We start from the raw sequence: 21,056 nt of genomic DNA on the forward strand, positions 1-21,056 counted from the left end.
GGGTTTCGACCCCGCCTTTTTTATTTATAGTGCCCACCTATCCGCCGGATAAGCACAAATGATTGGCTGCACAGGGCCTCTGGCGGCAAAATAGCTTCAACGTCTCAAGCGGCAAGCCAGGATGGCTGGCCGTTTTCCAACAACCAGAAGGGAGTGCATCATGGATATCGGCATCAGCAAGAAAGATCGTGAAAAAATCGCCGACGGGCTGTCTCACCTGCTCGCCGACTCATACACCCTGTACCTGAAGACCCACAACTTCCACTGGAACGTCACCGGTCCGATGTTCAACACGTTGCACGTGATGTTCATGGGGCAATACACCGAACTGTGGAATGCGCTCGACCTGATCGCCGAACGCATCCGCGCCCTCGGCTTCCCGGCGCCGGGCACCTACAAGGAATTCGTCGCGCTGACCGTGATCAAGGAAAGCGAAGGCGTGCCGAATGCGACGGAAATGCTCAAACAGTTACTCGCCGGCCAGGAAGCCGTGACCAAGACGGCACGCAGCATCTTCCCGCTGGTCGACAAGGCTGGCGACGAGCCGACCGCCGACCTGCTGACCCAGCGCATGCAGATCCACGAAAAGAATGCCTGGATGTTGCGCAGCATGCTCGAAAACTGAGCCAGAAATTCAGGCCAACAAAAAACCCGCGAAATTCGCGGGTTTTTTGTTGTCGACCGGTACGGCTTACTTGTGCGACTGCAGGAAGGAATCCATGCGGTGCTCGGCGACGCTGAACCAGGCGTTCTGCGTCTTGCGGTACTTTTCGTACTCGGTGTACACCTTCTTGAAGGCCGGATTCTTCGCGGCTTCGTCGGAGTACAGTTGTTGTGCAGCCTTGTAGGCGGCTTCGAGGATCTCGTCCGAGTATTTCTGCAGCTTGACACCGCTTTGCAGCAGCTTGGACAGGGCGATCGGGTTCTTGTGGTCGTACTCGGCCAGCATCGTGACATTGGCTTCGTAGGCGGCAGCCTGGAAGGCTTCCTGGTATTCCTTCGGCAGCTTGGCCCATTCGGCCTTGTTCACGAAGAAATGGATGGTCGGGCCCGGTTCCCACCAACCCGGGTAATAGTAGTTCTTGGCAACCTTGTAGAAGCCGAGCTTTTCGTCATCGAACGGGCCGACCCATTCGGCGGCGTCGATGGTGCCCTTTTCCAGCGCCGGGTAGATGTCGCCACCGGCGATCTGTTGCGGCACAACGCCGAGCGCAGAGAAGACGTTGCCGCCGAGACCGGCGATGCGCATCTTCAGGCCGTCGAGGTCTTTCAGGGTCTTCACTTCCTTGCGGAACCAGCCGCCCATCTGGGTACCGGTATTGCCGCCGGCAAACGACAGGACGTTGTAGTTCGAGTAGAAATCGTCGAGCACCTTCTGGCCGCCACCGTAGTAGATCCAGGCATTCATCTGGCGGGCATTCATGCCGAACGGCACCGAGGTACCGAAGCCGAAGGTCTTGTCCTTGCCGACGTAGTAGTAGGAACAGGTATGGCAGACTTCGACGGTGCCTTGCTGCACGGCATCCAGGGCCTGCAGGCCGGGAACGATTTCGCCGCCGGCGAAGACACGGATGTCGAACTTGCCGCCGGTAATGGCGCGCACGCGGTTGGCCAGCACTTCGGCGCCACCGTAAATGGTGTCAAGGCTCTTCGGGAAGCTGGAAGTCAGGCGCCATTTGATGGTCGGCGAGGACTGGGCGATGGCCGGCGCGGCGATGGTCGCCGCGGCACCGGCAGCGGCGCCGATAGAGGCTTTTTTCAGAAAGTCACGACGTTGCATATTGTCTCCTTCGTGTTAGTTGGGTACATCAAGCAGTCTAGCGATTCAATTCTAATCAAAGCGGCAACTTTGGCGAGTTGCGGAAAACCCTTATAACTTATTCACCCGCCACCGTCATGCGATCGATCAGGATGGAGCCGGTCTGCTTTGACCCGCGCACCACCACGTCGTTCCCGACGGCAACGATGCCGGCCAGCATGGTCTTGAGATTGCCGGCGATGGTGATTTCCTCGACCGGATAGGCGATCTTGCCGTTTTCCACCCAGTAACCGGCGGCACCGCGCGAGTAGTCGCCGGTGACGTAATTGATGCCGTGCCCGAGCAGTTCGGTAACCAGCAGGCCGCGCCCCATCCTGGCGAGCAGACCATCCAGGTCGAGCTCGCCGGGCTGGATGATCAGGTTGTGGCTGCCACCGGCATTGGCCGTGGTCGGCATCCCGAGTTTGCGACCGGTATAGGTGCTGAGGAAATAGCCCTGCAGGATGCCACCGGTCACGATGTCGCGATCGCGCGTTGCAACGCCGTCGCTGTCGAAGGAGCCGGAACCGAGGCCACGCAGGATGTGCGGCCGTTCGCAGATATTGACGAAGTCCGGCATCACCCGCTTGCCGAGATGATCAAGCAGGAAGGACGACTTGCGGTACAGCGCACCGCCGCTGACCGCGTGCACCAGGCTGCCGAGCAGGCCACCGGCGAGCGGCGCCTCGAACAACACCGGGAATTCGCCGGTCTTGACCTTGCGCCCACCGAGACGCGCCACCGCGCGCTCGGCGGCAATGCGGCCGACGCTGGCGGCATCATCAAGTTCAGCAGCACAGCGTCGCGTCGTGTACCAGTCGTCGCGCTGCATGGCGTCCTGTTCACCGGCAATCACCGAGCAGGAAATGTAGTGGCGCGAGGTCGGATAGCCTCCCATGAAACCCAGGCTGTTGGCCGAAACAAAATGCGCCTGCTGCGTCGACACCGAGGCGCCTTCGGAATTGCTGACCAGCGGACTGGCGGCAAACGCGGCCTGTTCGCAACGGCGCGCCGTCTCGATCGCGTCCTCAACGGTCAACGCCCAGGGATGGAACAAATCCAGATCGGGGCAATCCTTGGCCATCAAGGCCGCATCGGCCAGGCCGGCACAGTCATCTTCGGCGGTGAAGCGGGCGATGTTGAGCGCCGCCTCGACCGTCTCGCGCAAAGCCTGCGGCGAGAAGTCGGAGGTACTGGCGTAACCCTTGCGCTGACCGGAATAGACGGAAATTCCGATGCCCTTGTCGCGGTTGAATTCGATGGTTTCGACCTCGTCGCAACGCACGCCGACCGACTGGCCGAAACCTTCGGAAACATCGACCTCGCAGGCGGTCGCCCCCTTTTCCCGGGCATGTTTGAGCACATCCTCGGCCAGTTGCTGCAAGGTCGAAAAAGCGTAGGAAAAGCTGGCGACTTCAGGCATGAAAGGGGCGTCCGAACGGGAAAGTCGCTATCATAGCAGCCCATCAATGCCCGCCTGCGACCGCGCCCCATGCAAGAAGAAGATTTCACCGAGAGTACCAGCCGCCCTTCGAAGACCAAGAAGAAGGAGGCCATGCATGAACTGCGCGACCTCGGCGCCGAACTGGTCGAGCTTTCCGTCGGCCAGTTGAAGAAGATCAAGCTGCCGGAAGAGATTTACGATGCCGTGCGCGAATGCCAGAAGATCACCGCCCACGGCGCTCACCGCCGCCAGGTCGCCTATCTCGGCAAGCTGATGCGCAATGTCGACGACGAACCGATCCGCGCCGGCCTGGCGTTGCTGCGCGGCGAATCGTCGGCCGAAGTGGCGCGTATCCACCGCCTCGAACGCATGCGCCAGCGCCTGATCGACGACGAAGGCGCCCTGCCCGAGTTGCTCGCACTGTGGCCCGGCCTCGACATGCAGCAGCTGCGTCAGCTGCGCCGCAACGCGCTCAAGGAACAAGAAGGCAACAAGCCGCCGAAGAGTTTCCGCGCCATTTTCCAGCTCCTGCAGGAACAGGACGGCAAGCCGGCACCGGAAGCCGCGGAAACGGACGATGAGTGAACAACTGATCATTGGTCTGGTCTCGATCAGCGACCGCGCCTCGACCGGCATCTACGAAGACAAGGGCATCCCGGCCCTGCAGGAATGGCTGGGCGGCGCGCTGAGCACGCCCTGGCGCGCCGAAACGCGCTTGATCGCCGACGATCAGCCGACGATTGAAAATACCCTGATTGAACTGGTCGACCGCTGCGGCTGCCATCTGGTGCTGACCACCGGCGGCACCGGCCCGGCCCTGCGCGACGTGACGCCGGAAGCGACACTGGCCGTCGCCGACAAGGAAATGCCCGGCTTCGGCGAGGAAATGCGCCGGATCAGCCTCAATTTCGTGCCGACCGCGATCCTGTCGCGCCAGGTGGCGGTGATCCGCAAGCAGGCCCTGATCATCAACCTGCCCGGCCAGCCCAAGTCGATCAGGGAAACGCTCGAAGGCGTGCGCAATGCCGCCGGCGAAGTCACGCACGTCGGCATCTTCGCCGCCGTGCCCTACTGCATCGACCTGATCGGCGGCCCCTACGCCGAAACCGACCCGGCGGTGATCAAGGTCTTCCGCCCGAAGTCGGCGATCCGCCCGGCTTAACCGATCAGCCCGCGGCGGTAGCGCGCCAGTTCGTACTCGCCGTTCTGTTCCAGCAAGGCGACCGGCGCCAGCAGAAAACGCTGGCCGTTGCGGCTGAAATCAAGACTTTCGCGCAAATCGAAGGAGTTGGGCGGCAGCACCAGGCGGACTTCGCCTGCCTCGCAACCATCCTCGATCAGCAAACAGGGCAGGCTGGCGGCGGCACCATACTTGGAGGCCGTGCGCGGCGTCACCTCGACCGACACCACCTGCCGGGCCAGGGCCTGGATACCGACCCGGGCCTCGCTCTCGGTTTCGCGGTGATAACGCCGGACAATGCCGAGCAACCAGTTGTCGCCGCCATCTGGCTGCAAGGCGAGCAAGGCACCGACGCGCAGCCATTCGGCGGAAATATTGCTGAGCACGGCCCCGAAACCGCCGCGACTGACATTTTCGACAACCCAGCTCTCGATCGGCAAGCCCGCCGGTCGACCGCCAAATTCACCCGAAAACACCACGAAGGCATTGACCAGTCCGTTCATCACCGACATCCGGTGCTTGACGCGATGCCGGTCATGCCGGCGCTGCGGCGGGATGGGCGCGAGATAAGCCGCGAGATGGCGCAGCACCGGCAACACGGCACGCACCTGGTATTGCCCGCCGAGATTGATGTCGGGCGGAATGTCGCCACCCTGCTCGAGGTCGTGCAGCACGGCACGCATCGCCGCATTGGCTTCACCCGGCTTGAAAAAGCGCTGGCTGGGCTCGGCCCGTGCCGGCATCCTGGCCAGGCGCAGCGGCGGTTGGGCGAGATGCAAATCGACCCAGTAGACACTGTCTTCATGCGCCACATTGCCAAAGATGAAGGAGGGCAGGAAATGCATGATCAGGCGCTCGGCCAACTCGATTTCGAGCGGCATCAGGCTGTCCATCGACGCGGCCTGAAAGGCCACAGCCTTGACATATTCCTGCTGCGCGCTGGACATGCCGCCCTGCAGCGAGAGCAGTACCCGCTTGCCGGCGACACCTGCCGTCTCGGCCATTTCCAGGGCTCGGCCCAGACGCAACCAGATGGCGCCGAGCGTCGGACCATAGTGAAACTGTTCCCACTTGATGATCGCCCCCAGCGCGGCAATCAGACGCGTGGCCAGTGCCGGCAACAGCAACTTGAGGGTTTCGGCGGCGCGCGGCTTGTCGGACGGGGTGTACAGGCAGCGCTCATAGGCCGCCGCGAGCAAGGTCCAGAAACCGTAATTGATCGACCACAGACGCTTTTCGTCGTTGCGCGTCAGACGCAGGGTGTGCAGATACTCGCGGGAAAGGCGCTTGAGGTGTGGCAGGGCGGCATCTTCGAGCTGACTCGCCGCATCGAAAACGCGATCCAGCGGAAACTCGTCTGCCGCCAGCAAAGACTCCAGCCAGCCGGCGATTTCATCGAGTGCCTTGAAGGCGTTATCACCGGGCAGCTCGCCGATCACCCGACGCAACTCGCGTGCGTCGGCCAGCGGATGTTCCGCCTTCTGACTGAGCAGCCTTCCCAGCCCTGGCATCTTGTCAAGCACCATTCTCTCCCTCTCCTGCTGTTCAGCCACCGATTCTAGTCGCTCGACAAGGCGAGCGGCATAAATAATTTTATTCCGTCATTCGCTCGGGCGCCGGCAAAACACTCTTGTCACAGTGTCATCCGCAGCATCGCCGGGACTGGTAAAATCCAAGGATCATTCATCCGGCCAGCCGATACTCATGCAGCAATACCTCGACCTGATGCGCCATGTTCTCGACAAGGGCCACGCCAAATCCGACCGTACCGGCACCGGTACCCGCTCGGTCTTTGGCTGGCAAATGCGCTTCGACCTGGCGGAAGGATTCCCGGCGGTCACCACCAAGAAGCTGCACCTCAAATCGATCATCCACGAACTGCTGTGGTTCTTGCAGGGCGACACCAATATCAAGTATCTGCAGGACAACGGCGTCCGCATCTGGGACGAATGGGCGGACGAAAACGGCGACCTCGGGCCGGTCTACGGCAAGCAGTGGCGCCGCTGGGAAACGCCGGACGGGCGCGTCATCGACCAGATCGGTCAACTCGTGCACAGCCTGAAAAACAACCCGGACTCACGGCGTCACATCGTCTCGGCCTGGAATCCGGGCGACGTGGACAACATGGCCCTGCCGCCCTGCCACTGCCTGTTCCAGTTCTACGTCGCCGACGGCAAGCTGTCCTGCCAGCTCTACCAGCGCAGCGCCGACATCTTCCTCGGCGTGCCCTTCAACATCGCCTCCTATGCCTTGCTGACGCTGATGCTGGCGCAAGTCTGCGGCTACCAGCCGGGCGATTTCGTGCACACCTTCGGTGATGCGCACATCTACTCCAATCATTTCACCCAGGCACAGTTGCAACTGGCACGCGAGCCCCGCCCGTTGCCGCAGATGTGGATCAATCCGGACGTCACGGATCTATTGGCCTTCCGCTTCGAGGACTTCCGTCTCGACGGCTACGACCCGCATCCGCACATCGCTGCGCCGGTCGCTGTTTAGGCCATGCCCATGCGTCTTACTGAAACCTCGGGCTGGCGTGCGCTCGCCGACCATGTCAAACAACTACGCCAGACGCATCTGCGCAGCCTGTTTGCTGACGACCCAAGCCGTTTCGAGCATCTTTCCTGCCGCCACGGCGACCTGCTGGTCGACTACTCAAAACAGCGCCTGACCGGCGAAACCATGCAGCTGTTGCGCCAACTTGCCCAGACCGCGGATATTGCCGGCTGGGCCAGGCGCATGCGTAGCGGCGAAGCGATCAACCACACGGAACAACGCGCGGTACGCCATGTCGATCTGCGCGCCGGCGACGCAGCACCACCCGAAGTACGGAACGTGCTGACGCGCATGCAGGCCTTCTGCGAGCGCGTACACAGCGGGCAGTGGCGCGGCTATAGCGGCGAACGCATTACCGACGTCCTGAACATCGGCATCGGCGGCTCTGACCTCGGCCCGCACATGGCGGTGCAGGCACTGGCAGCACGCCAGCACCCGGACATCCGCGTCCACTTCGTCTCGAACCTCGATGGCGCCGATCTGGCCAACATGCTGCAGCACCTCAGTCCGCGCAGCACGCTGTTCGTGATCGCCAGCAAGACCTTCACCACCCTGGAAACCATCACCAACGCGCGCACCGCCCGTGACTGGCTACTCGCTGCCTGCGGCGACCCGAGCATGGTCGCCAGGCACTTCGTCGCCGCCTCGACCAATCTCAAGGCCACCAGCGAATTCGGCATTGCCCCGGAAAACGTCTTCGAGTTCCAGGACTGGGTTGGCGGCCGCTTCTCCTTGTGGTCGGCGATCGGCCTGCCGATCGCGCTGGCCGTCGGATTTGCCAATTTCAAGGAATTACTGGCCGGCGCCCGCGACATGGACGAGCATTTCTTCTGTGCGCCCGCCGAATCCAACCTGCCGCTGACACTCGCTCTCCTTGCCCTGTGGAATACCAATTTCCTCAAGGCGCACAGCCACGGCGTCTTCCCGTACAGCCATTCGCTCGGCCTGCTGCCCGCGCATCTGCAACAGCTGGAGATGGAAAGCAACGGCAAGCATGTCGATCGTCAGGGCCTGCCGGTCGACATCGCAACCGCACCGATTCTCTGGGGCACCGCCGGCACCAACGGGCAGCACTCTTTTTTCCAGTTGCTGCATCAAGGCAGCGAACTGGTTGCCAGTGACTTCATTGCACTGGCTCGCTCTGACTTCCCGCTCCCCGGCCATCACAGCAACCTGCTGGCCAACTGTCTTGCACAATCCTCGGCCCTGGCTTTCGGTCAGACCCAGAAGGAAGCCCGCCAGGCGGGCATCCCGGAAAGCCTGCTGCCGTATCGGACCTTCCCAGGAAACCAGCCATCGACCACCATCGTGCTGCCCGAACAGAGCCCCTTCACGCTCGGCCAACTGGTCGCGCTTTACGAGCACAAGGTGTTCTGCCTCGGCGTGCTGTGGAATCTCAATTCTTTCGACCAGTGGGGTGTCGAACTCGGCAAGCAGCTGGCCAGCCGTCTCGCCCCCTGCTTGCGCGGCGAAGCAGCCAGTGACACGCTGGACAGCTCGACGCGCGGCCTGATCGACCACCTGCGCCAGTTTCGGACCTGAACATGCCTGACATCATCATCATCGCCGCCGTTGCCAGCAACCGGGTCATCGGTCGCGACAATCAGCTGCTCTGGAACATCCCGGAAGACATGGCGCATTTCAAAACCCTGACTGCCGGCCAGACCGTGGTCATGGGGCGCAAGACCTGGGAGTCCTTACCGCCGCGTTTTCGCCCGCTGCCCGGCCGGCGCAACATCGTGATCACCCGCCAGGGCGACTATGTCGCCCCCGGTGCCGAAATCGCCGGCTCGCTGGAAATGGCCCTGCAACTGGCGTCGACCGCTGGCGCCGGCAATCAGCCGGCAAGCCACAACATTTTCGTGATCGGCGGCGGGGAAATCTATCAACAGGCGATGGCACTCGCGACCCGCCTCGAACTGACCGAAGTCGATGACGCACCGGAAGGCGACACCCGCTTCCCGGAAATTTCTTCCTCCGCCTGGCAGGAAGAACGACGCAGCCCGCTAAACAGCAGCAGCGGCCTGCAGGGACATTTCGTCAGCTACCGCCGGCGCACCTGAAACGATCAGGCTTGCGCCTTAGCGCTTGAAGGCGACCACCCCCGAGACAGTGGCGCCCCCCGGTGGCAAACACCACCCTGGCCGCCATCTCGGCAAAAGCAAAAGCCGGCAGCAACATCACAATCAGGGCCAAACACCAGCGCCATTGCTCCGTCATTGCCGGCTTCGTGACTTACCTCACACAATCAACGTAGTAGCGCCCGTCGCCCCCCTTGACCAGACCATGCACATCGGTCTCGAAACCGGGGAAGGCGGCATTGAATTCCCGGGCGAATTTCAGATAACTGCAAATAGTCTTGTTGAAGCGCTCGCCCGGAATCAGCAGCGGAATGCCCGGTGGGTAAGGCGTCAGCAGCACGGCAGTAACGCGCCCTTCCAGCTCGTCGACCGGTACGCGCTCGATATCGCGGTGTGCCATCTTGGCAAAGGCATCGGCCGGACGCATCGCCGGCACCATGTCCGACAGGTACATCTCGGTGGTCAGGCGGGCGACGTCGTTCTGCTTGTACACGCTGTGGATCTGCGTACACAGGTCGCGCAGGCCGACGCGCTCGTAGCGCGGGTTCTTCTGCACGAACTCGGGCAGCACCTTCCACAGCGGATGATTCTTGTCGTAATCGTCCTTGAATTGCTGCAGCGCGGTGACCAGCGTATTCCAGCGGCCCTTGGTGATGCCGATGGTGAACATGATGAAGAAGCTGTACAGGCCGCACTTCTCGACGATCACGCCGTGCTCGGCGAGGTATTTGGTGACGATGGCAGCCGGGATGCCGAATTCGTCGGCAAAGTCACCGTCGACATCGAGACCCGGGGTGATGATCGTTGCCTTGATCGGGTCGAGCATGTTGAAGCCGTCGGCCAGATTGTTGAAGCCGTGCCAGCGCTCGCCTGGCTTCAGCATCCAGGCATCGCGTTCCTCGATGCCTTCTTCGGACAGGTCGTCCGGACCCCAGACCTTGAACCACCAGTCGGCGCCCCACTCTTCATCGACCTTGCGCATGGCACGGCGGAAATCAAGGGCCTCGGCAATCGACTCCTCGACCAGCGCGGTACCGGCCGGCTCTTCCATCATCGCCGCCGCCACATCGCAGGACGCGATGATCGAGTACTGCGGCGAGGTTGAAGTGTGCATCAGGTAGGCTTCGTTGAAGATGTCGCGATCGAGCTTCTGGTTCTCGGCATCCTGAACCAGGATCTGCGAAGCCTGACTGAGGCCGGCCAGCAGCTTGTGCGTCGATTGCGTCGAGAAAACCATGGACTCCTTGCAGCGCGGGCGATCCGCACCAATCGCGTGGTAATCGCCATAGAAGTCGTGGAAGGCGGCGTGCGGCAGCCAGGCTTCGTCGAAATGCAGGGTATCGATCTTGCCGTCGAGTTCTTCCTTGATGTCCTCGACGTTATAGAGAATGCCGTCGTAGGTCGATTGCGTAATCGTCAGCACGCGCGGCTTGGCCGTCTTGTCGGAGATGAACGGATTGGCGGCAATTTTCTTCTGGATGCTTTCCCAGGCGAATTCGCTCTTCGGGATCGGGCCGATGATGCCGAAGTTATTGCGCGTCGGCATCAGGAAAACCGGGATCGCGCCGGTCATCATGATCGCGTGGAGGATGGACTTGTGGCAGTTGCGGTCAACAACGACGATGTCGTTCGGCGCCACGGTCGAGTGCCAGACGATCTTGTTCGAGGTCGACGTGCCGTTGGTGACGAAATACAGGTGGTCGGCATTGAAGATGCGCGCGGCGTTGCGCTCGGAAGCAGCGACCGGACCGGTGTGATCGAGCAACTGGCCGAGTTCCTCGACGGCGTTGCAGACGTCCGCGCGCAGCATGTTCTCGCCGAAGAACTGGTGGAACATCTGGCCGACCGGCGACTTCAGGAAGGCGACGCCGCCCGAGTGGCCGGGGCAATGCCACGAATACGAACCGTCGGCCGCGTAATGCACCAGCGCGCGGAAAAACGGCGGCGGCAGCGAATCGAGATAGGCACGGGCTTCGCGCTTGACGTTGCGGGCGATGAATTCCGGCGTGTCCTCGAACATGTGGATGAAACCATGCAGTTCGCGCAGCACGTCGTTGGGAATATGGCGCGAGGTACGCGTTTCGCCGTGCAGGAAGATGGGAATCTCGGCATTGCGGTTGCGGATTTCGCTGACGAAGGCACGCAATTCGGCGAGGGTTTCTTCCGGCTCCAGCGCCAGTTCCTCGTCGTCGATCGACAGGATGAAGGCCGAGGCCCGGCTCTGCTGCTGGGCAAACGAGGTCAGGTCGCCGTAGCTGGTCACCCCCAGCACTTCCAGGCCTTCCTTTTCGATGGCTTCGGCGAGCGCCCGGATGCCAAGACCGGAGGTGTTCTCCGAGCGAAAGTCTTCGTCGATGATGATGACGGGAAAGTGGAAGCGCATTGTGTATCCTTGAAAAGCGGCGACCCGCCGCAGCGGGTCACAGAATAAGACGGTTTTGTTACGGCCTAGCGAAAATCCGCGGGCATTCCATTTTCAGATCAATTGTGACGCGAAGACAAGCCGAAGACGACCAGCGGAAGTCCCAGTGGGACAGTGCGATTAGCACGGCGAGGCGAAGTCGACAAAGTCACGGTTGGTCTGAGAATGGAATCAGATCTTGGGCAGGGTGACGCCGACCTGCCCCTGGTACTTGCCGCCGCGGTCCTTGTACGAGGTCTCGCAGACTTCGTCGGACTCGAAGAACAGGACCTGGGCACAACCTTCGCCGGCGTAGATCTTGGCGGGCAGCGGCGTCGTGTTGGAAAACTCCAGCGTCACGTAGCCTTCCCACTCCGGTTCGAAAGGCGTCACGTTGACGATGATGCCGCAACGCGCGTAGGTCGACTTGCCAAGGCAGACGGTCAGCACCGAGCGCGGAATGCGGAAATATTCCATGGTGCGGGCCAGCGCAAAGGAGTTCGGCGGGATGATGCAGACGTCGGATTCGATCTCGACGAAAGACTTCGGGTCGAAGTTCTTCGGATCGACCACGGTCGAGTTGATGTTGGTGAATACCTTGAATTCGCGGGCACAGCGGATGTCGTAACCGTAGCTGGAGGTGCCGTAGGAAACGATCTTCTCGCCATTGGCCTCGCGCACCAGCTCCGGTTCAAACGGCTCGATCATGCCGTGCTCTGCCGCCATGCGGCGGATCCATTTATCTGATTTGATGGCCATTTTTCCCTGCTACGGTCGACAAAAATAAAGGCGGGATTTTACCCGCCTTTGTGTGGGGTTTTGGCAAAAACTTAGGTGTTCTGCACCACGATGTTCGGGAACTTGGAGGTCATGTCCTTGGCCTTCTCGGCAATCTTGACCGCCACCCGGCGGGCGATGCCGCGATAGATCTCGGCCGTGCGCGAATCCGGTGCGCCGACCACGGTCGGTTTGCCGCCGTCGGCCATCTGGCGAATCGCCATTTCCAGCGGCAGGCTGCCCAAAAACTCAACGTCGTAATCATCGCCCATACGCTGGCCGCCGCCCTCGCCGAAGATGTGCTCGGCGTGACCGCAATTCGAGCAGATGTGGATGCTCATGTTTTCGACGATACCGAGAATAGGAATATTCACTTTCTCGAACATCTTCAAACCCTTGCGCGCATCGATCAGCGCGATGTCCTGCGGTGTGGTGACGATCACGGCACCGGTCACCGGCACCTTCTGCGCCATCGACAACTGGACATCGCCAGTCCCCGGCGGCATGTCGACGATCAGGTAATCGAGGTCGTGCCAGTTGGTCTGGCCGAGCATCTGGTCGAGCGCCTGGGCAACCATCGGACCACGCCAGACCATCGGCGTCTCGACATCGACCATGAAGCCGATCGACATCGCCTGCAGACCATAGGCTTCGAGCGGCTCCATGCTCTGACCGTCCTTCGACTCGGGCTGCTCGCCAGCCAGGCCGAGCATCTGCGGTTGCGACGGGCCATAGATGTCGGCGTCGAGAATGCCGACGCGGGCGCCTTCCTGAACCAGCGCCAGAGCCAGGTTGACCGCCGTCGTGCTCTTGCCGACGCCGCCCTTGCCGGAGGCAACGGCAATGATGTTCTTGACACCCGGTAGCAACTTGACGCCAACCTGCACGCTATGGGCGATGATCTTGCTGTACACGTTGGCCACAACCTTGCCGACACCCGGCACGCCGCTCACCGCCGCCTGCACCTGCTGGCGCACGGTTTCGATCTGGGTTTTGGCCGGATAACCGAGCTCGATATCGAAGAAAACATCGGCGCCATCAATCCGGATGTTCTTCACCGCCTTGCCGGCGACGAAATCCTTGCCCGTATTGGGGTCGACCGCTGCAGCAAGCGCGGTCTTGATTTGCTGTTCTGTAAGACTCATGGAAACTCCGGGTTGGGGTGGGCGACCGGGCAATACCCGAGCGATTTTGTCCAGTATACCGCAATCCGGAGTGCTGTTCAGCCTTGCTGGACGGTATCCAGGCGATAGCCCTGACCATAGACGGAAGTGAGCATCAGGCCGCTTTCGCCGGCCAGGCCGAGCTTCTTGCGCAGGCGGCTGGCATGCGTATCGACGGTACGCGTATCGACTTCGTTGTCGCGCACCCAGACGCTGGAAAGCAGTTCTTCGCGCGGCAGGACACGGCCGATGTTGCGCAACAGGACGACGGCCAGATCAAATTCGCGCTGGGTCAGGTCAACTTCGACACCGGCCAGGGTGACGCGGCGTCCTTCCAGGTCGATTTCGATGCCGGCAATGCGCAGTGGCCCCGGCCGGGCCGACTTGCGCCGGCGCAGCAAGCTCTGGACGCGGGCCATGAACTCCATGTAACGGATCGGCTTGGGAATGAAGTCATCGGCGCCGAGACGCAGAATATCGGCCGCGCTTTCCTCTTCGGTGCGCGCCGTACAGAAGACAACCGGCACATCCCAGCCACACTTCTCGCGGATATGTTTCAGGACCTCATCGCCGCCGATATCCGGCAAGGTCCAGTCGACGACGAAAAAGTCGAAGCTGCGGGTCTTCATGGCCTCGATGCAGGCAAGCCCCTCGCTGAACACCTCGACCTGATGTCCTTCGCTCTTGAGCAGGGCTTTCAGCACTTCAGCCTGACTGCGGCTGTCTTCAATGACGGCAAAATTCATGGATTCCCCTTTAAAGGTGGATTTTGCCGCCTTGCATGCGCATCGGCAATACGCGGACTGACTAATTTTACCAAGCCAACACAATCGTTTACCTTTCGGACACAAGTCCGGAAATTGCTGGCTGATGCGTTAATCGGCCGGGGAAGTGATGCATCGCGGTAAAATCGCGTTTTATTTATTCGCATTCCGCCTCCCATGTCGCGCAAAATCCTCGTCACCTCCGCCCTGCCCTACGCCAACGGCGCCATTCACCTTGGCCACCTGGTCGAGTACATCCAAACCGATATCTGGGTCCGCTATCAGAAGATGGCCGGCAACGAATGCTGGTACGTCTGCGCTGACGACACGCACGGCACGCCGATCATGCTGCGCGCCGAAAAGGAAGGCATCACGCCGGAACAACTGATCGCCCGCGTGCATGGCGAGCACTCGCGCGACTTCGCCGGCTTCCATGTCGGCTTCGACAACTTCTACAGCACGCACTCGCCGGAAACCCGCGAATGCGCCAACGACATCTACGGCAAGCTGAAAGCCAACGGCCTGATCGAGACGCGCACCATCGAGCAGTATTACGACCCGCAGAAACAACTCTTCCTGCCCGACCGTTTCATCAAGGGCGAATGCCCGAAGTGCCACGCCAAGGATCAGTACGGCGACAACTGCGAAGTCTGCGGCGCCGCCTATGCGCCGACCGACCTGATCGAGCCGTTCTCGGCGATTTCCGGCGCCAAGCCGGAACTGCGCAACTCGGAACACTATTTCTTCAAGCTTTCCGACCCGCGCTGCGAAGCCTTCCTGCGCCAGTACACCAGCAAGGCCAATGGCACGCTGCAGGCCGAAGCCGCCAACAAGATGCAGGAATGGCTGGGCGCGCCGGGCGAAAACAAGCTCACCGACTGGGACATCTCGCGCGACGCGCCCTACTTCGGCTTCGAGATTCCCGATGCGCCGGGCAAATACTTCTACGTCTGGCTTGATGCGCCGATCGGCTACATGGGTTCGTTCAAGAACCTGTGCGCACAAAAGGGCCTCGACTTCAACGAGTGGTTCAAGCCGGATTCGACGACCGAGCTCTACCATTTCATCGGCAAGGACATCCTCTACTTCCACGCGCTGTTCTGGCCGGCCGAACTGGCCCACGCTGGCTACCGCACGCCGAGCAAGATCTTCGCGCACGGTTTCCTGACGGTCGACGGCGCCAAGATGTCGAAATCGCGCGGCACTTTCATTACCGCCGAGAGCTTCCTGGCGACCGGCCTCAATCCGGAATGGCTGCGTTATTACTTCGCCGCCAAGCTGTCGAACACCATGGAAGACATCGACCTCAACTTCGACGACTTCTGCGCCCGCGTCAATTCCGACCTGGTCGGCAAGTACGTCAATATCGCCAGCCGCTCGGCCGGCTTCATCAGCAAGCGCTTCAACGGTCAACTGGCGCCAGCCGATGAAAACCTGCCCGCCATCAAGGCCATCCAGGAAGCCGCCGGACGCATCGCCGATCTTTACGAAGCCCGTGAATTCGGCAAGGCGATGCGCGAAGTCATGGCCCTGACCGACGGCGCCAACCAGTACGTCGACAGCGTCAAGCCGTGGGAACTCGCCAAGCAGGAAGGCAAGGAAGCCGAGTTGCACGCCGCCTGCTCGAACGCGCTCAACCTGTTCCGCCTGCTCACCGTGTTGCTCAAGCCCATCCTGCCGATCATCGCCGGCAAGGTCGAAGCCTTCCTCAACATCGCGCCGCTGACCTGGACCGACACGCAGGGCCTGCTCGCCGCGGGGCACGGCATCAACACCTACGAGCACCTGATGACGCGCGTCGATCCCAAGCTGATCGAGAAGCTGGTCGAGGCCAACAAGGAGTCGCTGGCCCCGGCCGCCGAAGTCGCAGCGGTCGACGTCAAGAAAACGGCAAAAACCGAAGCGCCTGCCGCCAAGAAAGAAGCCGCACCGGTCGCCGACGGCCTGTGCAGCATCGACGACTTCATGAAGATCGACCTGCGCATCGCCCTGATCGCCAATGCCGAGCACGTCGAAGGCGCCGACAAGCTGATCCGTCTGACCCTCGATATCGGCGAAGAGAAGCCGCGCCAGGTCTTCGCTGGCATCAAGGCCGCCTACGACCCGGCGACGCTGATCGGCCGCCTGACGGTGATGGTCGCCAACCTGGCACCGCGCAAGATGAAGTTCGGCATGTCGGAAGGCATGGTCATGGCCGCCTCCGACCCGGACGGCAAAACGCCGGGCATCTACCTGCTGTCTCCGGACACAGGGGCGCAACCGGGCATGCGAGTCAAATAATCCGGAACCCAAAAAAGGGCCTGAATTTCAGGCCCTTTTTTTATTGCAGCGCAGCAAAAGCCGGCCAAAACCTCAAGTAACACTTTAAGTTAGCAAGCCAATCCAGCCCCCAGTTTTGTCCTTTTCAAACTATCCACAAAAACTGTGGATAAGTCTGTGAATGAATCGTGGGTGAATGCGCTAAGTCACCGTCCCACAAGGCTTTTCCTTACCCTGCCTCAAACTTGAGCTAAACGCTAAGTCATTGATTTAAATTGATATATTAAATCGATATGTAATTTAACAAATCCGTCATCGTCAAGGGGTTGGCGCAAAAAAATATAGTGCTCACTGTGTATAAGTCGAGGCTTGACTTCAAGGTTGTCAAGCGATTTCACAACATTTTTTTAGCGGCATCAGGCAAAAAAAAGCCCGCAGCGCACCGACATCATCGGGCACTGCGGGCGGCAGCAAGCGCGCTGCGCTGCGTCAGATCAGTCCTTGAGCAGCACCCACTTGCCGCCCTTGACGGTCATCATCACGCGCGAACGCTGATCCATGCCGTTGTGATTCTGGGCCGTCATGTTGAACACGCCCTGCGCGCCAACCACTTCCTTCGACTGCTCAAGCACGTCGCGCAGCGCCACCCGAAACTCCGGCATGCCCGGCTTGGCCTTCTTGAGCGCCAGGGGAATCGCTTTCTGCAGCAGCAAACCGGCATCCCAGGTATTGGCGCCGAAGGTGGACATCGTCCCGACCCCGTAGCGACCTTCGTAAGCCTTGATGTAGCCGAGCGCCACCGCCTTGATCGGGTTGCTGTTCGGCAGGTCGTCGGCGGCGAGCAAGGGCCCGCCGGCCATCAGCGTGCCTTCGACCACCTTGCCGCCGAGGCGGATGAAATCGTTGGTTGCCACGCCGTGCGTCTGGTAGATGCGGCCCTTGTAGCCCTTTTCCTGCAGGCCGGCCTGCGGCAGCACGGCCGGGCCGCCGGTCGCGGCGATGAATACGGCGTCCGGACGGGCCGCAATCACTTTCAGGACCTGGCCGGTCACTGACTGGTCGGTACGGCTGAAGCGCTCGTTGGCAATGATGGAAAGCCCGGCCTTTTCCGCCAGACCGCCGAAGACCTTGAACCAGTTTTCGCCGTAGGGATCATTGAAACCGATGAAGCCCAGCGTCTTGACGCCATTGGCCGTCATGTGGGCGATCACCGCCTCGGCGATCAGATCGTCGTTCTGCGTCGTCTTGAACACCCATTTCTTCTTGTCGTCTATCGGCAGCACTACCGATGACGAACCGACCGTGGTCAGCAGCGGCGTCTTCGACTCGGCGACAAAATCGAGGATGGCCAGGGCGGCCGGCGTCGTCGTCGGGCCGATCAGCGCATCGACCTTGTGCTCGGCGAGCAGTTTCTTGACACCGGTCACCGCATTGGTCGGATCGGAGGCATCGTCGAGCACGATGTATTCGATCTTCTGGCCGGCGATCTCATTCGGCAGCAGGGCGACGGTGTTTTTCTGGGGAATGCCGACCACGGCAGTCGGACCGGTCGACGAGGCGACAACGCCGATTTTGATATCGGCCTGGGCGACACCGGCCAGAACGAGCAGCGCGGCAAGCAGGGAAAACCTTGAAAGCATGAAAACACCTCTTGAGGCAGAATGAGCGATTCCGCATTATAGCGACCAGAAATGTTCAATTCGCCAATTCGCCCGCCCCGCCCGACCCTGACCGGGCCGATTTTTCTCTACGCCCTCGCCGATGTGTTCGGGCTTTCCTGCGTTGCCATCGGTGGCAGCTGGTTTGCCGGCGGCAAGGGCGCGATTTTTACCGGTTTTCCGACGTCGACCGCTGAGGCCGTGGCCTGCACGCTGGGCGGCGCGGCGGTGATGTTCTGGGCGATGGGCAAGATCCTGCGCGAGATCGCCAAGCAGACACCGGCGATGCAGGCCCGCTACGACGCCTATATCGCCGCGCACCATCCGGACAAGGTGCGCCCGAAGGCGCCCGAATCAAGCGAAAACTGACTATTCGCAGGCCTTGCCGGCCGGCTTCAGCCAGGCCGGCAGTTCGCGCTCACCGGCGTTATCGAGGATGTACTGCCGGATCAGCCGGCGCACGACCTGCGACGGCGTCAGATCCTGGCTCGCACATATTTCTTCGAAAATCTGCTTCTTTTGCGGGTCGATCAACAGGGTCAGGCGGGCGGTGCGCTTTTCCATCGCAGCCTCCAGGGAATCAGATTTGCATCATGTTAACATATGATTAACATTGACGAATAACCGGCTGCTCATATAATCACCGGCTCACTCCCCGAGCGCGCGCCATGAAAATCGCCTTCCGCCCCAAGCTGCTGGACTGCCTGCCCGGCTACAACCGCGCCCAGTTTGCCAAGGACCTGGCTTCCGGAATCACCGTCGGCGTCCTTGCCCTGCCGCTCGCCATGGCCTTCGCGATCGCCTCGGGCTGCTCGCCGGCGGCCGGCATCTGGACGGCGATCATCGCCGGTTTCATCACCGCCGCCTTTGGTGGTTCGCGTGTCCAGATCGGCGGCCCGACCGGCGCCTTCATTCCCATCGTTTATGGCATCGTCGCCCTGCATGGCTACGCCAACTTGATGGGCGCCACCATCCTCGCCGGCATCTTCCTGCTCGCCATGGGCCTGGCGCGCATGGGCCAGTTGATCCGCTTCATTCCGGTCAGCGTCGTCATCGGCTTCACCAACGGCATCGCGGTGGTGATCTTTCTTGCCCAGATCAAGGATTTCTTCGGCCTCAAGATCGACAACCTGCCGGCCGAATTCTTCCACCGCATCAAGGCCCTGGCCGCCAATGCCCACAGCGTCGACCTGCCGACCCTGGCCCTGGCCAGCGCCTGTTTCATTTTCCTGATTTCCTACAACCGGCTGGCGCAGCATGTCGCACTGCTGCGCCGGGCGCCCGGGCCGCTCGCCGTGCTCATCGTCGGCACGCTGGTTTCCTTCCTCTTCGACCTGCCGGTGGAAACCATCGGCAGCCGCTTCCATGGCATCCCGCAGGAGTTGCCGGCGCTCGGCTTCCCCGACCTGTCGATCCACGATTTCGGCAAGCTGATCTCGCCGGCGATCACCATCGCGCTGCTTGGCGCCATCGAGTCGCTGCTCTCGGCGCGCGTTGCCGACGGCCTGATCGACGACCGCCACGATCCCAACCAGGAACTCGTCGCGCAGGGGCTTTCCAACATCGCCGCCCCCTTCTTCGGCGGTTTTGCGGCGACCGGCGCCATCGCGCGCACCTCGACCAACGTCAAGACCGGTGGCCGCACGCCGATCGCCGGCATCATCCACGCCCTCGTCCTGCTCGGCATCGTGCTGATCGCAGCACCGCTCGCCTCCTACGTGCCGCTCGCCACGCTGTCGGCGATCGTCATGGTCGTCGCGGTCAACATGGGCGAATGGCACGAATTCACCGAGTTGCGCCGCTACACCAACAACTACCGGGTAATCCTGCTCGCCACCTTCCTCGTCACCGTGATCTTCGATCTGACCATCGCCGTCGAACTCGGCATGGTGCTGGCCTGCCTGTTCTTCATCTACCGCATGTCGGAATTGACCCGCATCGAGCGTCGACCGCTGCGCGAGGAAGCCGACGATCCGCATTTGCTCTACCCGGACGGCACGATGCGCGTCGCCACCTGGCAGATGTTCGGCTCGCTGTTCTTCGGCGCGGTGAACAAGCTCGAAGTCCTGCTCGATCCCGCGGCCGGCCACCCTGAAGTCGTCATCCTCGACATGACGCAGTTGATCCAGCTCGACACCACCGGCCTCGAAGGCCTGGAAAGCCTGCTCGACAAGCTGAAGAAGCGCGGCTGCACACTGCTCGTCTGCGGCATGAATTCGCAACCCGCCTCGCTGCTCCAGCGCTCCGGCTTCATCGATCAACTCGGCGCCGCCAACGTCTGCGCCGACCTCTCCGCCGCCCTCAAGCGCGCCTACATCCTGCTGCCCGACCTGATGGGCGGCAACGAAGATAATTACTGAAAAAGGAAAACCATGTCCCTGCCCAACTGCCCGCAATGCAAGTCCGAATTCACCTACGAAGACGGCGCCATGTACGTCTGCCCGGAATGCGCCCATGAATGGAGCAAGGATGCCGCAGCCGACGCCGGCGAACAGGCCAAGGTCTGGAAGGACGCCAACGGCAACGTCCTGCAGGACGGCGACACGGTCACCGTGATCAAGGATCTCAAGATCAAGGGCTCGTCGTCGGTGGTCAAGGTCGGCACCAAGGTCAAGAATATCCGCCTGATCGAGGGCGATCACGACATCGACTGCAAGATCGACGGCATCGGCGCCATGCAATTGAAGTCGGAGTTCGTCAAGAAGGTCTAATATCGAAGATCGGAGCAAACAAGGAGAACGGCCATGACTGCAGACCAACTGAAGGAAGCTTTCACTTCGCCCTGGCCGTTCTTCGGCGTCAGCCCGCACGGCGACGTGCTGGCGCGCTACGTGCCGTACGGCCCGGTCTTTCGCTGGAGCCGCAACCAGATGATCCCGATGCCCGTCCAGGGCAGCGACCTCTGCTGGCTGCTCCAGGCCGCGGCCGAAGAAGGCCACTCGATCACCGACACCGAACCGGCCCGCAAGAAGTAG

20 protein-coding genes are annotated in these 21,056 nt (G+C 61.4%); 11 read left to right on the forward strand and 9 right to left on the reverse strand.

All coding sequences use genetic code 11. From position 1 onward, the window contains the following. Positions 1-160 precede the first annotated feature (160 nt). Positions 161-625, forward strand: a complete 465-nt coding sequence (locus tag KIG99_RS06955) for a Dps family protein (protein WP_226459489.1) — start codon at positions 161-163, stop codon at positions 623-625. A gap of 66 nt (positions 626-691) precedes the next feature. Here KIG99_RS06955 and KIG99_RS06960 read toward each other — a convergent pair whose 3' ends face one another. After that, positions 692-1,780 (reverse strand): TRAP transporter substrate-binding protein, encoded by a 1,089-nt coding sequence (locus tag KIG99_RS06960; RefSeq protein ID WP_226459490.1) that lies wholly within the window; start codon positions 1,778-1,780, stop codon positions 692-694. Between the two features lie 97 nt (positions 1,781-1,877). After that, complete coding sequence (pmbA, locus tag KIG99_RS06965) at positions 1,878-3,221, reverse strand: metalloprotease PmbA (protein ID WP_226459491.1); 1,344 nt, start codon at positions 3,219-3,221, stop codon at positions 1,878-1,880. Positions 3,222-3,290: 69 nt separating this feature from the next. On the opposite strand from pmbA, the gene yjgA reads away from it, so the two are divergent. Together yjgA and mog are read left to right on the forward strand one after the other, a co-directional pair. After that, positions 3,291-3,827 carry a ribosome biogenesis factor YjgA gene (gene yjgA / locus KIG99_RS06970; RefSeq protein WP_226441273.1) on the forward strand — a complete coding sequence of 179 codons (537 nt, stop codon included), beginning with the start codon at positions 3,291-3,293 and terminating at the stop codon, positions 3,825-3,827. Then, positions 3,820-4,404, forward strand: coding sequence for a molybdopterin adenylyltransferase (gene mog / locus KIG99_RS06975; protein ID WP_226459492.1), 585 nt, complete (start codon positions 3,820-3,822; stop codon positions 4,402-4,404). Before yjgA ends, mog begins: the two co-directional genes overlap by 8 nt. On the opposite strand, the gene KIG99_RS06980 is transcribed toward mog, so the two are convergent. Continuing rightward, positions 4,401-5,948 (reverse strand): hypothetical protein, encoded by a 1,548-nt coding sequence (locus tag KIG99_RS06980; RefSeq protein WP_226459493.1) that lies wholly within the window; start codon positions 5,946-5,948, stop codon positions 4,401-4,403. The two genes, mog and KIG99_RS06980, sit on opposite strands and share 4 nt — an antisense overlap. A gap of 178 nt (positions 5,949-6,126) precedes the next feature. Here KIG99_RS06980 and KIG99_RS06985 point away from each other — a divergent pair, with 178 nt between their 5' ends. From KIG99_RS06985 to KIG99_RS06995, 3 genes are read left to right on the forward strand one after another with little or no spacing between them, the layout of a single operon-like run. Next, the gene (locus KIG99_RS06985; RefSeq protein ID WP_226459494.1) at positions 6,127-6,921 is read left to right on the forward strand and encodes a thymidylate synthase; all 795 of its coding nucleotides are present in this window, start codon (positions 6,127-6,129) and stop codon (positions 6,919-6,921) included. 9 nt (positions 6,922-6,930) lie between these two features. Beyond that, positions 6,931-8,520 carry a glucose-6-phosphate isomerase gene (gene pgi / locus KIG99_RS06990; RefSeq protein ID WP_226459495.1) on the forward strand — a complete coding sequence of 530 codons (1,590 nt, stop codon included), beginning with the start codon at positions 6,931-6,933 and terminating at the stop codon, positions 8,518-8,520. Positions 8,521-8,522: 2 nt separating this feature from the next. After that, complete coding sequence (locus tag KIG99_RS06995) at positions 8,523-9,041, forward strand: dihydrofolate reductase (protein WP_226459496.1); 519 nt, start codon at positions 8,523-8,525, stop codon at positions 9,039-9,041. A gap of 172 nt (positions 9,042-9,213) precedes the next feature. On the opposite strand, the gene KIG99_RS07000 is transcribed toward KIG99_RS06995, so the two are convergent. The 4 genes from KIG99_RS07000 to KIG99_RS07015 form a co-directional block, all read right to left on the reverse strand. Continuing rightward, positions 9,214-11,442, reverse strand: coding sequence for an arginine/lysine/ornithine decarboxylase (locus KIG99_RS07000; protein WP_226459497.1), 2,229 nt, complete (start codon positions 11,440-11,442; stop codon positions 9,214-9,216). Positions 11,443-11,652: 210 nt separating this feature from the next. Then, the gene (gene dcd / locus KIG99_RS07005) at positions 11,653-12,219 is read right to left on the reverse strand and encodes a dCTP deaminase (RefSeq protein ID WP_226407771.1); all 567 of its coding nucleotides are present in this window, start codon (positions 12,217-12,219) and stop codon (positions 11,653-11,655) included. Positions 12,220-12,290: 71 nt separating this feature from the next. After that, positions 12,291-13,382 carry an iron-sulfur cluster carrier protein ApbC gene (apbC, locus tag KIG99_RS07010; protein ID WP_226459498.1) on the reverse strand — a complete coding sequence of 364 codons (1,092 nt, stop codon included), beginning with the start codon at positions 13,380-13,382 and terminating at the stop codon, positions 12,291-12,293. A 77-nt stretch (positions 13,383-13,459) separates the two neighbouring features. Then, positions 13,460-14,146, reverse strand: a complete 687-nt coding sequence (locus tag KIG99_RS07015; protein ID WP_226459499.1) for a response regulator transcription factor — start codon at positions 14,144-14,146, stop codon at positions 13,460-13,462. A gap of 195 nt (positions 14,147-14,341) precedes the next feature. Between KIG99_RS07015 and metG the strand changes: the two genes are divergently transcribed. Then, entirely contained in the window at positions 14,342-16,444 is a 2,103-nt protein-coding gene (gene metG, locus KIG99_RS07020; RefSeq protein WP_226459500.1) for a methionine--tRNA ligase, read from the forward strand. A 473-nt stretch (positions 16,445-16,917) separates the two neighbouring features. On the opposite strand, the gene KIG99_RS07025 is transcribed toward metG, so the two are convergent. Beyond that, positions 16,918-18,063, reverse strand: a complete 1,146-nt coding sequence (locus KIG99_RS07025; protein WP_226459501.1) for an ABC transporter substrate-binding protein — start codon at positions 18,061-18,063, stop codon at positions 16,918-16,920. A gap of 51 nt (positions 18,064-18,114) precedes the next feature. On the opposite strand from KIG99_RS07025, the gene KIG99_RS07030 reads away from it, so the two are divergent. Then, complete coding sequence (locus KIG99_RS07030) at positions 18,115-18,450, forward strand: hypothetical protein (protein WP_226459502.1); 336 nt, start codon at positions 18,115-18,117, stop codon at positions 18,448-18,450. Here the strand turns inward: KIG99_RS07030 and KIG99_RS07035 are convergent, their stop codons facing one another. Continuing rightward, positions 18,451-18,645 (reverse strand): CopG family transcriptional regulator, encoded by a 195-nt coding sequence (locus KIG99_RS07035; RefSeq protein WP_226459503.1) that lies wholly within the window; start codon positions 18,643-18,645, stop codon positions 18,451-18,453. Between the two features lie 104 nt (positions 18,646-18,749). Between KIG99_RS07035 and KIG99_RS07040 the strand changes: the two genes are divergently transcribed. From KIG99_RS07040 to KIG99_RS07050, 3 genes are read left to right on the forward strand one after another with little or no spacing between them, the layout of a single operon-like run. Beyond that, positions 18,750-20,441 (forward strand): SulP family inorganic anion transporter, encoded by a 1,692-nt coding sequence (locus tag KIG99_RS07040; protein WP_226459504.1) that lies wholly within the window; start codon positions 18,750-18,752, stop codon positions 20,439-20,441. A 12-nt stretch (positions 20,442-20,453) separates the two neighbouring features. Further along, entirely contained in the window at positions 20,454-20,792 is a 339-nt protein-coding gene (locus KIG99_RS07045) for a zinc ribbon domain-containing protein YjdM (protein ID WP_226459505.1), read from the forward strand. A gap of 33 nt (positions 20,793-20,825) precedes the next feature. Further along, the gene (locus KIG99_RS07050) at positions 20,826-21,056 is read left to right on the forward strand and encodes a hypothetical protein (protein WP_226459506.1); all 231 of its coding nucleotides are present in this window, start codon (positions 20,826-20,828) and stop codon (positions 21,054-21,056) included.

The organism is Quatrionicoccus australiensis (assembly GCF_020510425.1).
GTDB classification, from domain to species: domain Bacteria; phylum Pseudomonadota; class Gammaproteobacteria; order Burkholderiales; family Rhodocyclaceae; genus Azonexus; species Azonexus australiensis_A.